This window comes from Longimicrobium sp. (assembly GCF_036280135.1).
Lineage (GTDB): Bacteria > Gemmatimonadota > Gemmatimonadetes > Longimicrobiales > Longimicrobiaceae > Longimicrobium.
Genome location: NZ_DASURI010000456.1, coordinates 1 through 16,166, shown reverse-complemented (window position 1 = coordinate 16,166; position 16,166 = coordinate 1). Strand labels below are relative to the sequence as shown.

Here is a 16,166-nt window from a genome sequence, read left to right as displayed (position 1 = left end):
CGACCTTCGCGTCCCGATACTCGGGCGAGCGGACGATCGCGGCGGTGGTGGGCGACGCGGACGCCACGGCGCGCGACTGGCCGTTCGTCCCCGTCCACCGGCGGATCGCGGAGACGGTGGCGCGGATGCCGGACGCCGCCGCCGTGGAGGGCGCGGACGGCGCGCTGACGTACGCGGCGCTGGCCGCGCGCTCCGCCGAGGTCGCGGCGGCGCTGCGGACGCGGGGCGTGGGGCGGGGAAGCCTGGTGGCCGTCTGCCTGGACCGCTCCGCGCGGATGGTGGCGGCGCTCCTGGGCGTCCTGCGCGCGGGGGCCGCGTACCTGCCGCTGGACCCGGAGTATCCCGCGGACCGCATCGCCTACATGCTGGACGATTCCGGCGCCGCGCTGCTGCTGACGGAGCGCGCCCTGGAACCCGCCCTCCCGCCGTCCGCCGTCCCTCGCCTGCGGATCGAGGACGTCGCGGACTCGGCCGATAGCGCGTCCACAGATTCCGCCGACAGCGCGTCCGCCGCATCGATCGCCGCCTCGTTCGACGACGACGCCTCGTTCGAGGACGTGGAGGTGGATGCGGAGGAGCTGGCGTACGTCATCTACACCTCCGGATCGACCGGCCGCCCCAAGGGGGTGATGGTGCGGCACGGGGGCGTGTCGAGCTTCCTCCGTTCCATGGCGGAAGCGCCGGGGCTGCGCGCGGACGACACGCTGCTGGCCCTGACGACCATCGCCTTCGACATCTCCGTCCTGGAGCTGTTCCTGCCGCTGACCGTGGGCGCGCGCGTGGTCGTGGCCGCGCGGGAGCAGGCGGCGGACCCGGCGCTGCTGGCCGCGCGCATCGAGTCGGCCGACGCCGGCGTCGTGCAGGCCACGCCGGCCACCTGGGCCATGCTGCTGGCCAGCGGCTGGACGCCCCGCGCGGGGATGCGCGTGCTGGCCGGCGGCGAGGCGCTGCCGCGGCCCCTGGCGGACCGGCTGCTGGCCGCCGGCGCGGACCTGTGGAACCTGTACGGCCCCACGGAGACCACCATCTGGTCGTCGACGGGGCGCGTGGCGGCGGAGGGCGGCGTGACCCTGGGCGGGCCCATCGCCAACACCACGCTGTACGTGCTGGACCTCGCGCTGAACCCGGCGCCCCTGGGCGTGCACGGCGAGCTGTTCATCGGCGGGGCGGGCGTGGCGCGCGGCTACCTGCACCGCCCGGCGCTAACGGCGGAGCGGTTCATCCCGGACCCGTTCGGCGCGCCCGGATCGCGCCTGTACCGCACGGGCGACCGCGTGCGGCGCCGCGCGGACGGCGCGCTGGAGTTCGGCGGGCGCGTGGACTTCCAGGTCAAGCTGCGGGGCTTTCGCATCGAGCTGGGCGAGATCGAGAGCGCCCTGCGCGCGCACCCCGCCGTGGGCGCGGCCGTGGCCCTCGTCCGCGAGGACGTCCCCGGCGACGCGCGCCTCGTGGCGTACCTCACGCCGAAGGACGGCGGGGCGGATCCGCGGAACGGGGCCGACCCGCCGGGCGCCACCGGCCTGCCGAACGGGGCGGAGCTGCGCGCGCACCTGCGGGGACGGCTGCCGGAGTACATGGTGCCCTCCGCCTTCGTGGCGCTGGACGCGTTCCCCCTCACGCCCAACGGCAAGGTGGACCGCCGGGCCCTCCCCGCGCCGGACGGGCGGGTGGAGGCGCGGGCGTACACGGCGCCGCGCACGCCCGCGGAGCACGCCCTGGCGGAGATCTGGCGCGAGGTGCTGCGGCTGGACCGCGTGGGGCTGGAGGACGACTTCTTCGAGCTGGGCGGCCACTCCATCCTGGCCACGCAGGTGATCTCCCGCATCCGCCGCGAGCTGGGCGTGGAGCTGCCCCTGCGCGCCGTGTTCGAGGCGGGCACCGTGCGCGCCCTGGCCGGCCGGCTGCACGGCGCCCAGGCGGCGGACGGCCCCGAGCTGGCCCCCGTGCCCCGCGTGGCGCGCATGCCGCTCTCGTTCGCCCAGGAGCGGATGTGGTTCCTGGAGCGGATGACGCCGGCGTCGGGGATGTACAACATGCCCGACGCGCTGGCCCTGGACGGCCCGCTGGACGTGGAGGCCCTGCGCCGCGCGCTGGAAGGGCTCGTGGCCCGGCACGAGGTGCTGCGGACGCGCTACGTGGAGACGGACGGCCTCCCCGCGCAGGAGATCCTGCCGCCGCCGGCCTTCCATCTGCCCGTGGAGGAGACCGACGAGGCGGACGTGCCCCGGCGGATGCGCGAGGACGCGCGGTCACCCTTCGACCTGGCGACGCAGATCCCCCTCCGCGCCCGCCTGCTGCGTCTTGCGCCCGCGCGCCACGTGCTGCTGCTGAACGTGCACCACGTGGCGGCGGACGGCTGGTCGTTCGGCGTGCTGATGCGCGAGCTCACGCTGCTCTACCGCGCGGCCGTCCGCGGCGAGGCCGCGCCCCTGGCGCCCCTGCCCATCCAGTACGCGGACTACGCGGCGTGGCAGCGCGCGTACATGCACGGGGCCGTGATGGAGCGGCAGCTGGACTTTTGGCGGGCGCGGCTGCGGGGGGCGCCGGCCCTGCTGGAGCTGCCGTACGACCGGCCGCGTCCCGCGGAGCAGGACCCCGAGGGCGGCGTGCTGCACGTGACGCTGCCGCCGGAGGTGACGCGCGCGGCGCGGCGCCTGGCCCGCCGCGACGGCGCCACGCTGTACATGGTGCTGCTGGCCGCGTGGAAGGCCACGCTGCACCGCTGGAGCGGGGAGACGGACGTCGTCGTGGGGTCGCCCATCGCGGGGCGCGCGCGGCCGGAGACGGAGGGGCTCGTGGGCCTGTTCGTCAACACGCTGGCCCTGCGCACGGACCTCTCCGGCAACCCCTCGTTCCACGCCCTGCTGGCCCGCGTGCGCGACACGGCGCTGGAGGCGTACGCGCACCAGGACGTGCCGTTCGAGCAGATGGTGCACGAGGCGGGCGTGCCCCGCTCGCTGAGCCACGCGCCCGTCGTGCAGGTGATGTTCGGCCTGCAGAACGTGCCGGCGGGCGACCTGGAGATGGAGGGCGTGCGCGCCCGCGCCCTGCCCGCGGCCATGAGCACGTCGCGCGTGGACCTGACGGTGCTGGTGGACGAGGCCGGCGACGAGCTGGGCGCCTACGTGGAGTACGCCCGCGCGCTGTGGGACGCCGACACCGTCACGCGGCTGATGGGCCACTTTGGCGCGCTGCTCTCCGCCGCCCTGGCCCACCCCGACGTGCCGGTCGCCGACCTGCCCCTGCTGGACGCCGCGGAGCTCGCGCGCGTGACCCGCGAGCTCCCCGCGGGCCCGCCGGCGCGCGACACGGACCGCTCCATCCACGCCCTGTTCGCCGCGGCGGCCGCCGCCGCGCCGGACGCCGTGGCCCTGCGCTGGGACGGCGGGGAGATGACGTACGCGGCGCTGGAATCGCGCGCCAACCGCCTGGCCCGTCACCTCGTGGCCCGCGGCGCCCGGCCCGGCGCGTTCGTGGGGCTGCTGCTGGAGCGCGGCCCGCGCATGGTGGAGGCCATGCTGGCCGTGCTCAAGGCCGGCGGCGCCTACGTTCCCCTGGACCCCGCCTATCCCGCCGCGCGCCTGGCGTTCATGCTCTCCGCGGGCGTGGAGCTCGTGGTGCACGGCGACGAGTCCCGCGCGGCCGCCGAGTCCCTCGCGGACGAGCTGCGGACGACGGGCGCCCCGTGCGCGGCCTTCGTGGACCTGGACGCCGCGGGGGATGCGATCGCCGCGTCGGCCGACGCAGTGGGCATGGATGCGGCGCCGGGCGTGGACCTGGGGCCGGACGCGCCGGCGTACGTCATCTACACGAGCGGGTCCACGGGCCGGCCCAAGGGCGTGGCCGTGCCGCACCGGGCCGTCGTGCGCCTGGTGCGCGAGGGCGGATTCGCCGACCTGGGGCCGGACCACGTCTTTCTTCACCTCTCCACCCCGTCGTTCGACGCGGCCACGGTGGAGGTGTGGGGCCCCCTGCTCAACGGCGGCCGCGTCGCCGTGCATCCGCCCCACATGCCGTCGCCCGCGGAGCTGCGCGCGTTCATCCGCCGCCAGGGCGTGACGACGGCCTTTCTCACCACCGGCCTCTTTCACCTGGTGGCGGACGAGGCGCCCGACGCCCTGCACGGCGTGCGGCACCTGATGACGGGCGGCGACGTGACGTCCATCGCCCACGCGCGGCGCGTGGTACTGGCGAACCCGGGGACACGGGTGTCCATCGTCTACGGGCCCACGGAGAACACCACCTTCAGCACCTTTCACGACCTGTCCGCGGCGGACTGGGCGCGCGCGTCGCTCCCCATCGGCCGGCCCATCGCGGGGACGCGGGCGTACGTGCTGGACGCGGCGGGGACCCCCGCGCCCGTGGGCGTGCGGGGCGAGCTGCACGTGGGTGGCGAGGGGCTGGCGTGGGGATACCTGGGCCGTCCCGGGCTCACGGCCGAGCGGTTCGTGCCGGACCCCTTTGGCGCGCCCGGATCGCGCCTGTACCGCACGGGCGACCGCGCCCGCTGGCTGCCGGACGGCGCCCTGGAGTTCATGGGCCGCGCGGACCGGCAGGTAAAGATCCGCGGGTTCCGCATCGAGCCGGACGAGGTGGAGGCCGTGGCCGGCGCGCACCCCGGCGTGCGCGAGGCGGCCGTCGTGGTCCGCGGCGAGGGGGCCGACAAGCGGCTCGTGGCGTACGTGGTCCCCGCGGACGGGGCCGCGCCGACGGTGGCGGAGCTGCGGGCGTACGCGGCGGCGCACCTGCCGGCGTACATGGCGCCGTCCGCGTGGGTGGTGCTGGACGCCCTGCCGCTCACGCCCAGCGGCAAGGTGGACCGCCGCGCCCTGCCGGAGCCGGACGCGTCCGCGCTGGCCACGGCGCGGGTGGCGCCGCGCACGCCGGCCGAGGAGCTGGTGGCCGGCATCTGGGAGGGCGTGCTGGGCGTCCGTCCGGGTGTCACGGACAGCTTCTTCGATCTGGGCGGCCACTCGCTGCGGGCCACGCAGGTCGTCAGCCGCGTGGCGGACGCGTTCGGCGTGGACCTGCCGCTGCGCGCGCTCTTCGAGGCGCCCACGGTGGAGGGGCTGGCCGCGCGCGCCGTGGCCGCGAAGGCGGGCGGCACGGAGGCGGCGCCGCCGCTGGTGCCGCAGCCCCGCGACGCCGCCGTGCCGCTGTCGTTCGCGCAGCAGCGGTTCTGGTTCGTGGAGCAGATGGGGGCCGATGCCAACGCGTACATCATCCCCCTCGCCCTGCGGCTGCGGGGCGCGCTGGACGTGGATGCTCTCCGTCGCGCCCTGGATGGGCTGGTGGAACGGCACGAGGCGCTGCGGACGGTCTTCCGCCTGGAGGCCGACCAGCCCGTGCAGGTCGTCCTCCCCGCCGCGTCGATCGATCTGCCGCTGCACGACCTGTCGGACCTGGCGGAATCGGAGCGGGACGCCGAGGCGCTGCGGATCACGGACGCGGAGGTGCGTGCGCGCTTCGACCTGGCGCGCGGGCCCGTGTTCCGCGCGCGCGTCATCCGCCTGGCGGACGAGGAGCACGTCGTCCTCCTGTCCCTGCACCACATCGTGGGCGACGGGTGGTCGCTGGACGTGCTGCTGCGCGAGCTGGAGACGCTGTACGCCGCCGCCCGCGACGGGCGCGACGCCGACCTGCCGCCGCTCCCCGTGCAGTACGCGGACTACGCGCTGTGGCAGCGCAACCGCCTGCGGGGGCCGGCGCTGGAGCGCGAGCTGGCGCACTGGCGCGGCGTGCTGGACGGCGCGCCCACGCTGGACCTGCCCACGGACCGCCCGCGCCCCGCGGAGCAGACCTTTCGCGGCGGCTTCGTGGAGCTGTCGCTGGGCGCGGAGCTCAGCGAGCGGGTCGCGGAATTGGCCCGCGCGGGCGGTGCCACGCCGTACATGGCGCTGCTGGCCACCTTCGCGCTGCTGCTGCACCGCTGGAGCGGCGCGGAGGACGTCGTCGTCGGCAGCCCCATCGCCGGCCGCACGCCGCGCGAGACGGAGGGGCTGATCGGCGCGTTCGTCAACACGCTGGCGCTGCGCGTGGACCTCGGCGGCGATCCCACCTTCCACGAACTGATGGCGCGGGTGCGCGCCCTGGCCGTGGACGCGTACGCCCACCAGGAGGTGCCGTTCGAGCGGCTGGTGGAGGAGCTCAAGGTGGAGCGCTCCCTGTCGCGCCACCCGCTCTTTCAGGCCGTGTTCAGCATGGTGCCGGCGATGGCGCCGGGCGACCGCTTTGCCGGGCTGGAGCTGCGGGCCGGCGAACCGGACGTGGACACCACCAAGCTGGACCTGGTCCTGGCCCTGGGCGACGGGCCCGGCGGGCTGGAGGGTGGCATCCAGTACGCCAGCGACCTGTGGGACGAGGCGACGGCGCGGCGGATGGCGGAACACTTCCGCGCCCTCCTGTCGTCCGCCGTGGCGGACCCGGACGCGCGCGTCAGCACCCTGCCGTGGCTGTCGGACGCGGAGCGGGCGCTGCTGGAGCAGTGGAGCCACGCGGCGCACGACCACGACACGGCGCCCCTGCACCGGCAGGTGGAGGCGTGGGCCGCCCGCCAGCCGGAGGCGCTGGCCGTCTCCGGACCGGACGGCGCGCTGACGTTCGCGGAACTGGACGCGCGGGCCAATCGCCTGGCGCATCGCCTTGGCCGGATGGGCGTGGGACCGGAGTCGCGCGTGGGCGTGCTGCTGGAGCGCTCCGCCGCCCTCGTCGTCGCGCAGCTGGCGGTGATGAAGGCGGGGGGCGCCTACGTGCCCGTGGACCCCGCCATCCCCGCGGACCGCGCGGCGTACATCCTCCAGGCGTCCGGGGCCGTGCTCGTCGTCACGACGGCGGCGCTGGCGGGGCGGATGGGCGACGCGTCCGTCCCCGCGCTCGTGCTGGACGACGCGGCGGAGGCGGACGCGCTGGCGGCGGAATCCGCCCAATCGCCCGACGTCGAGGTTCATCCCGGGAACCTGGCGTACGTCATCTTTACCTCCGGGTCCACGGGGCGGCCCAAGGGCGTGGCCATCCCCCACGGGGGCGTGGCCAACACGGCCGGCTGGTTCCGGCGGGCCCACGCGCTCGTCCCCGGCGACCGCGCGGTGATGCACGGCGGGCCGGGGTTCGACATCACCCTCCTGGAGATCTGGAGCGCGCTTACGGGCGGCGCCGCCGTGCACGTGGCGCCGGAGGCCATCCGCACGGACGTGCCGGGGCTGCTGCGGTGGATGGACGCGGAGGGCATCACCCTCTGGGCCGCCACGGCGCCCATCGCCGAGGCGCTCATGGACGCCATGGACCGCGGGCTCACGCGCCCCCGCGCCCTGCGGATGCTCACGACGGGCGCCGAGGCCCTGCGCCGCCGCCCGCCGTCCTGGCTGCCCCTGCTGAACGTGTACGGCCCCACGGAGAACTCCGTGGCCAGCTCCGCCGGGATGGTGCCGTCCGAGGGCGCGGCGCTGCCGGACATCGGCGCGCCGCTGGACAACCAGCGCGCCTGGGTGCTGGACGCCGGGCTGCGCCGGGTGCCGCCGGGCGTTCCCGGCGAGCTGTACATGTCCGGCGTGGGCGTGGGCCGCGGCTACCTGGGCCGGCCGGGGCTCACGGCGGAGAAGTTCCTTCCCTGCCCGTACGATCCCGCGCCCGGCGCGCGGATGTACGCCACGGGCGACCGCGTGCGCTGGCTGCCCGGCGGCCGCCTGGAGTACATGGGCCGCGTGGACGACCAGGTAAAGCTGCGCGGATTCCGCATCGAGGTGGGCGAGATCGCCTCCGCGCTCCTTTCGCACCCGGAGGTCGCGCAGGCCGTCGTCGTCCTGCGGACGGGCGGGGGCGGACCGCGGCTGGTGGCGTACGTGGCGGGCACGGACGGCATCCCCGCGGCGGACGCGGGCGCGCTGCGCGAGCACCTGCGCACGCGGCTGCCGGACTACATGGTGCCGTCCGCGTTCGTGGCGCTTTCCGCGCTGCCGCTGAACTCCAGCGGCAAGGTGGACCGCCGCGCCCTGCCGGCCCCGCCGGACGACGGGGCGGAGTACGAGCCGCCGGCCACGGCGACGGAGACGGCGCTGGCGGAGCTCTGGGCGGAGCTGTTCCCGGGGCGGCGGATCGGCCGGGAGGACGGCTTTTTCGGGATGGGCGGGCACTCGCTGCTGGCCATGCAGCTCATCTCGCGGATGGTGCGCGCGTTCGGGGTGGAGATCCCCATCCGCACCCTGTTCGAGGCGCCGCGCCTGCGCGAGATGGCCGCGCGGATCGACGACGCCGTCCGCGTGACGTCGGGGCCGGAGGACGGCATCGAGCCGGCGGACCGCGGCGAGCCCCTGCCGCTTTCGTTCGCGCAGGAGCGGATGTGGTTCCTGGACCGGCTGCTGCCCGGCAGCGCCGTGTACGCCATGCCCCTGCACGTCCGGCTCACGGGCGCGCTGGACGTGGAGGCCCTGCGCCGCGCCCTGGAGGACCTGGTGCACCGGCACGAGGCCCTGCGGACGGTGTTCCCCGCGCGCGGCGGCCGCGCCGTGCAGGTGGTGACGCCGCCCGCCCGCTTCGACCTGCCCCTTCGCGACCTGTCGGATCTCGGTGCCGGGGCGGAGGCGGAGGCGGAGCGCCTGGCGGACGAGGAGGCCCGCGCGCCGTGGGACCTGGCGGCGGGGCCGCTGGTGCGCGCGCGGCTGCTGCGCGTGTCGGCGGACGGGTGGATGCTGCTGCTGACCGTTCACCACATCGTGGCGGACGGCTGGTCGCTGGACGTGCTGACGGACGAGCTGGCGAAGGCCTACGCCGCGCGCGCGGCCGGCGCGGAGCCGGCGCTGCCGCCCCTGGCCGTGCAGTACCCGGACTACGCCGCGTGGCAGCGCCGCCGGCTGAGCGGAGAGCGGCTGGACGCGCAGGTGGCGTGGTGGCGCCAGCGGCTGGCCGGCGCGCCCGTCGTGGAGGTGCCGGCGGACCGGCCGCGCCCCGCCACGCCCAGCTTCCGCGGCGACTGGGTGGGGGGGACCATCGGGCGCGAGACGGCGGACCGGGTGGAGGCGCTGGCCCACGCCGAGGGTGCGTCGCGCTTTCAGCTGCTGCTGGCGGCGTTCGCCATCCTCCTGCATCGCTGGTCCGGGCTGGACGACGTCGTCGTGGGCTCGCCCGTGGCGGGACGCGGCCGGGCGGAGACGGAGCGGATGGTGGGGCTGTTCGTCAACACGCTGGCCCTGCGGACAGACGTCTCCGGCGATCCCGACTTCCGTTCCGTCGTGCGGCGCGTCCGGGCGGCGACGCTGGAGGCGTACGCGCACCAGGAGGTGCCGTTCGAGCGCCTGGTGGAGGAGATGCGCCTGGAGCGGTCGCTCAGCCGCCATCCGCTCTTCCAGGTCTCGTTCTCCGTCCTGCCGCCGGCCGCGGAGCACCCGCGGCTGGCCGGGCTGAAGACGGAACCCGTCCCGTCCACCACCGGCACGGCCAAGTTCGACCTGGTCATGGAGGTGGAGCCCAACGCGGAGGGGCTGCGGGTGGGCGTGGCGTACGCCACGGACCTGTACGACGCCGCCACCGCCCGGCGGCTGATGGACGACTTCGCGGCGCTGGTGCAGGCGCTCGTCGCCGCGCCGGACGAGCGCATCTCGCGGCTGCCCACGTTCCTCTCCGACGCGGAGCGGGCGCGCGTCATCACGGAGTGGAGCGGCACGGACGCGCCCGTCGCGCCGCGGACCATGCACGCGCTGGTGGCGGAGCAGGCCGCGCGCACGCCGGACGCCGTCGCCCTTTCGATCGGCGGGCGGACGGTGACGTACGCGGAGATGGAGGCGCGCGCCAACCAGCTCGCGCATCGGCTGATCGCGGCCGGCGTGGGGCCGGAGACGATCGTCGGACTCGTGGCGGAGCGCGCGCCGGAGACGGTCATCCACACGCTCGCGGTGCTCAAGGCCGGCGGCGCGTACCTGCCGCTGGATGCCGCGTATCCGGCGGATCGGCTTCGCTACATGCTCGCGGATTCCCGCGCCGCGCTGATCGTGGCGCCGGGCGGTCTGCCGGCGGGGTTGGCGGATGCGGATCTGCCCCCCGTCGTGGACCTGCGCGCGGAGGCGGATGCCATCGCCGCGCAGCCGACGACCCCGCCGGCGCGCCGCGCGGACGTGGAGAACGTCGCCTACGTCATCTACACCTCCGGATCGACGGGCCGGCCCAAGGGCGTGGCCGTGACGCACCGGGGCGTGGCGAACATGAGCGCGTGGCAGCACGGGCGGACGGGGCTGCGCGCGGGCGACCGCGTGCTGCAGTTCGCGTCCTACTCCTTTGACGCGGCCGTGGCGGACGTGTTCCCCGGCCTGGCCGCGGGCGCCACGCTCGTCTTTACGCCCCGCGAGGCGCTGATGCCCGGCGCCGCGCTGGCGGACACGCTGCGCCGCGAGCGCATCACCTTCGCCACCATCCCGCCGTCCGCGCTGGCGGTGACGGACGCGGCGGGCCTCCCCGAGCTGCGCGTCGTGCTCAGCGCGGGCGAGGCGCTGCCGCCGGCCGTCGCCGCGCGGTGGGCGGCCGCCGTGGAGCTGCACAACGGGTACGGTCCCACGGAAACCACCGTCTCCGCCGCCAGCGCGCGGGTGGACGCGGCGGATCCGACCATCGTCATCGGCCGGCCCATCGAGAACGCGCGCGTCTACGTGCTGGACGCGGCGCTCCGTCCCGTGCCCGTCGGCGCGCCGGGCGAGCTGTGCGTGGGCGGCGTGGGCATCGCGCGCGGCTACCTCCATCGCCCGTCGCTGACGGCGGAGCGGTTCGTCCCGGACCCGTTCGGCGCGGCGGGCGCGCGGCTGTACCGCACGGGCGACCGCGTGCGGTGGACGTCCGGCGGCGTGCTGGAGTTCCTGGGCCGCGCGGACGAGCAGGTCAAGGTGCGCGGCTTCCGCATCGAGCCCGGCGAGATCGCCGCGCGACTGGGCGAGGTGGATGGCGTGCGCGACGCGCTCGTCCTCGTCCGCCCGGACCCCCGCGGCGACGCGCGGCTGGTGGCGTACGTGGCCGCGCCGGACCGCGCGCCTTCGACCACGGAGCTGCGCGATCACCTGCGGCGCGTCCTTCCCGACTACATGGTCCCCCAGGCGTACGTGGTGATGGACGCGTTCCCGCAGACCCCGAACGGAAAGACGGACCGCGCCGCGCTGCCGGCGCCGGCGGACCCGTCCGCCTCTCCGTCGGCGGCGCCGCAGGGGGAGCTGGAGGTGGCCATCGCGGCCGTGTGGCGCGAGGTGCTCAACCTCCCGTCCGTGGGCGTGAACGACAGCTTCTTCGAGATCGGCGGGCACTCGCTGCTCGTGGCGCAGCTGCAGGACCGGCTGCGGAATGCCATCGGCCGCGAGGTGTCGATGGTGGACCTGTTCCAGTACCCGACGGTCAGCGCCCTGGCCGCGCAGTTGGACGCGGAGTCCCGCGCGTTGGCGCAGGCGGACGGCGGGCGCGAGGGCGGGGCGGAGAAGCCGGCGGGGACGGGTCGTGGTGCCGCGCGGCGCGAGCTGCTCAAGCGCGGGCGGAGGTAGCCCATGTCGGAGACGATGACCAGGAGCGGCGTCCGCGAGGACGGGGCGCCGATGCAGGCAGAGGATGAGATCGCCGAAGACCACGCACCGCGCGCACGGGTGACTGACACCATCATGAGCTGGCCGCTGCTTCCGCCCATCGGGGCGCCCATCGACAACGTGCGGCTGTACGTGCTGAACGAGCGCATGCAGCCGGCGCCCCTGGGCGTCTTTGGCGAGCTGTACGCGGGCGGCGCGGCGCTGGGCCGCGGCTACCTGGGCCGCCCCGGCCTGACGGCCGAGAAGTTCGTCCCCGATCCGTTCACGCCCGGCGAGCGCCTGTACCGCACGGGCGACCGCGCCCGCTGGCTGCGCACGGGCGAGCTGGAGTACGGCGGCCGCACGGACCTGCAGGTCAAGATCCGCGGCTTTCGCATCGAGCCGGGCGAGGTGGAGGCCGCCGTCGGCACGCATCCGCGGGTGCGCGAGGCCGCCGTGGCCGTGCGCGGCGAGGGCGCGGACAAGCGCCTGGTGGCCTACGTGGTCCCCGTGGACGGCGCGGTATCCACCGACGCGCTGCGGGCGCACGTGGCGGGGCAGCTGCCGGACTACATGGTCCCGTCCGCCTGGGTGACGCTGGAGCAGATGCCGCTGACGCCCAGCGGCAAGGTGGACCGCCGCGCCCTGCCGGAGCCGGACGTGTCCGCCCTGGCCGCCGCGCGCGTGGCGCCGCGCACGCCGGCGGAGGAGATCGTCGCCGGCATCTGGGAGGGCGTGCTGGGCGTCCGTCCCGGCGCCACGGACAGCTTCTTCGACCTGGGCGGCCACTCGCTGCGGGCCACGCAGGTCGTCTCCCGCGTGCGCGACGCGTTCGGCGTGGACCTGCCCCTGCGCGCGCTCTTCGAGGCGCCGACGGTGGAAGGGCTGGCCGCGCGCGCCGTGGCCGCGAAGGCGGGCGGGACGGAAGTGCCGCCGCCGCTGGTGCCGCAGCCGCGCGAGGGGAGCGTGCCGCTGTCGTTCGCGCAGCAGCGGTTCTGGTTCGTGGAGCAGATGGGGCCCGGCGCCAACGCGTACATCATCCCCGTGGCCCTGCGGATGAGCGGCCCGCTGGACGTGGACGCCTTTCACCGCGCGCTGGACGGGCTGGTGGCGCGGCACGAGGCGCTGCGGACCGTCTTTCGGCTCGAAGGCGACCAGCCCGTGCAGGTCATCCTCCCCGTCGCGTCCATGGACCTGCCGCTGCACGACCTGTCGCGGCTGGGGGAGGACGAGAAGGAGGCGGAGGCGCGGCGGATCACGGACGGGGAGGTGCGCCAGCGCTTCGACCTGGCCAACGGGCCCGTCTTCCGCGCGCGCATCATCCGCCTGGCGGACGAGGACCACGTCGTCCTCCTCTCGCTGCACCACATCGTGGCCGACGCGTGGTCGCTGGGCGTGCTGTTCCGCGAGCTGGAGGCGCTGTACGCCGCCGCCCGCGACGGGCGCGACGCCGACCTGCCGCCCCTCCCCGTGCAGTACGCGGACTACGCCCTGTGGCAGCGCGGCCGCATGCGGGGCGAGGCGCTGGAGCGCGAGCTGGCGCACTGGCGCGGCCTGCTGGACGGCGCGCCCACGCTGGACCTGCCCACGGACCGCCCCCGCCCCGCGGAGCAGACCTTCCGCGGCGGCTTTGTGCCCCTGTCGCTGGGCGCGGAGCTCAGCGCGGCGGTGACGGCGCTGGCCCGCGCGGGCGGCGCCACGGAGTACATGACGCTGCTGGCCGGGTACGCCCTGCTGCTGCACCGCTGGAGCGGCGCGGACGACGTCGTCATCGGCAGCCCCATCGCGGGGCGCACGCCGCGCGAGACGGAAGGGCTCATCGGGGCGTTTCTCAACACGCTGGCCCTGCGCATCGACCTGTCCGGTGACCCGTCGTTCCGCCAGCTGCTGGCCCGCGTGCGTTCGGTCGCCGTGGACGCGTACGCGCACCAGGAGGTGCCGTTCGAGCGGCTGGTGGAGGAGCTCAAGGTGGAGCGCAGCCTGGCGCGCCACCCGCTCTTCCAGGCCGTGTTCAGCATGGTGCCGGGCGCGGCGGCCGGCGCGAGCTTCGCCGGGCTGGAGCTGCAGGCGGGCGAGCCGGACGTGGACACCACCAAGCTGGACCTGACGCTGGCCCTGGGCGAGGGGCCGGGCGGCCTGGCGGGCGGGTTCCAGTACGCGTCGGACTTGTGGGACGAGGCGACGGTGCGGCAGATGACGGAGCACCTGCGCGCCCTCCTGGCCTCCGCCGTGGCCCGGCCGGACGCGCCCGTCAGCACCCTGCCGTGGCTGTCCGATTCGGAGCGGACCCGGGTGACGGAGACGTGGAGCCACGCGGCGCACGACCACGACACGGCGCCCCTTCACCGCCAAGTGGAGGCGTGGGCCGCCCGCCAGCCGGAGGCGCCCGCCGTCGCGGGTCCCGACGGCACGCTGACGTACGGACAGCTGGATGCCCTGGCCAATCGCCTCGCCCACCGCCTGCGCCGCATGGGTGTGGGGCCGGACGCGCGCGTGGGCGTGCTGCTGGAGCGCTCCGCGGCCCTCGTCGTGGCCGAGCTGGCCGTGCTCAAGGCCGGCGGCGCGTACGTCCCCGTGGACCCGGCCATTCCCGCGGACCGCGCGGCGTACGTCCTGGAGGCGTCCGGCGCCGCGGCCGTCCTTACCAGCGGGGCGCTGGCGGGGCGGCTGGAGGGCACCCCTGTCCCCGTGCTGGTGCTGGAGGCCGAGACGGCCGCGCTGGCGGCGGAATCCGCCGAATCGCCCGGGGTGGACGTGCATCCCGAGAACCTGGCGTACGTCGTCTTCACCTCGGGCTCCACGGGGACGCCCAAGGGCGTGGCCGTGCGGCACGCGGGCGTATCGAACACCGTGGGCTGGTTCCGGCGCTCGCACGAGGTGGCGTCGGGCGACCGCACGGTGATGCACAGCGGGCCGGGCTTCGACGTCACCGTCCTGGAGATCTGGGGCCCGCTCACGGGCGGCGCCGCCGTGCACGTGGCGCCGGACGGCATCCGCACGGACGTGCCGGAGCTGCTGCGGTGGATGGACACGGAGGGCATCTCCCTGTGGACGGCCACGGCGCCCATGGCCGAGGCGCTCATGGACGCCATGGACCGCGGCATGACGCGTCCCCGCGCCCTGCGGATGCTCACGACGGGCGCCGAGGCCCTGCGCCGCCGCCCGCCCTCCTGGCTGCGCCTGCTGAACGTCTACGGCCCCACGGAGAACTCCGTGGCCAGCTCCGCCGGCCTGGTGCCGTCCGAGGGCGCCGCCCTGCCGGACATCGGCACGCCGCTGGACAACCAGCGCGCGTTCGTGCTGGACGCGCGCCTGCGCCCCGTGCCGCCCGGCGTGCCCGGCGAGCTGTACGTCTCCGGCGTGGGCGTGGGCCGCGGCTACCTGGGCAAGCCGGGGCTCACGGCGGAGAAGTTCCTCCCCTGCCCGTACGACCCCGCGCCCGGCGCGCGGATGTACGCCACGGGCGACCGCGTGCGCTGGCTCCCCGGGGGCCGGCTGGAGTACCTGGGCCGCGCGGACGACCAGGTAAAGCTGCGGGGCTTCCGCATCGAGGTGGGCGAGATCGCCTCCGCGCTGCTGGCGCACCCGGAGGTCGCCCAGGCCGCCGTCGTCCTGCGGACGGACGCCGGCGGGCCGCGGCTGGTCGCCTACGTGGCGGGGACGGACGGCGTGCCGGGCGCGGACGCGGACGCCCTGCGCGAGCACCTGCGGACGCGGCTGCCGGACTACATGGTGCCGTCCGTCTTCGTGGCCCTCCCCGCGCTGCCGCTCAACTCCAGCGGCAAGGTGGACCGCCGCGCCCTCCCCGCGCCGCCGGCCGCGCCGGCGGACGGGGCGGACTACGAGCCGCCCGCCACGGAGACGGAAGAGGCGCTGGCCGAGCTGTGGGCGGAGCTGTTCCCGGGGCGGAAGATCGGCCGGGAGGACAGCTTCTTCGAGATCGGCGGGCACTCGCTCCTGGCCATGCAGCTCATCTCGCGGATGGTGCGCGCGTTCGACGTGGAGATCCCCATCCGCACCATCTTCGAGGCGCCCCGCCTGCGCGAGATGGCCGAGCGCCTGGAGGATGCCATCCTGGCCACGCTGGACGTGGAGATGGCCGACGACGGCATCGAGCCGGTGGACCGGGGCGAGCCCCTGCCGCTTTCGTTCGCGCAGGAGCGGATGTGGTTCCTGGACCGGCTGCTTCCCGGCAACGCCGTCTACGCCATGCCCCTGCGCGTCCGGCTCACGGGCGCCCTGGACGCCGAGGCGCTGCGCCGCGCCATGCAGGACCTGGTGCACCGGCACGAGGCCCTGCGGACCGTGTTCCCGGACCGGGGTGGCCGCGCCGTGCAGGTGGTGACGCCGCCCGCGCGCTTCGACCTGCCCCTGCGCGACCTCACGGAACTGGGCGCGGGCGCGGAGGACGAGGCGGACCGCGTGTCGGACGAGGAGGCGCGCGCGCCCTTCGACCTGGCGGCGGGGCCGCTCGTCCGCGGCCGGCTGCTGCGGCTCAAGGCGGACGAGTGGATGCTGCTGCTGACGTTCCACCACGTCGTGGCGGACGGGTGGTCGCTGGACATCCTGACGGACGAGCTGGCGAAGACGTACAACGCGCGCGTGAGCGGGGCCGATCCCGCGCTGCCGCCGCTGGCCGTGCAG

The 16,166-nt window shown here is 76.0% G+C and carries 2 protein-coding genes; both read left to right on the top strand.

Going from position 1 to position 16,166, the window contains the following annotated elements:
* Positions 1–44: 44 nt before the first annotated feature.
* Positions 45–11,504 (top strand): non-ribosomal peptide synthetase, encoded by an 11,460-nt coding sequence (locus tag VFZ20_RS14745; RefSeq protein ID WP_329684665.1) that lies wholly within the window; start codon positions 45–47, stop codon positions 11,502–11,504.
* 99 nt (positions 11,505–11,603) lie between these two features.
* Positions 11,604–16,166, top strand: a 4,563-nt coding sequence (locus VFZ20_RS14740) for a non-ribosomal peptide synthetase (protein WP_329684664.1), incomplete at its 3' end; no start/stop codon positions are given.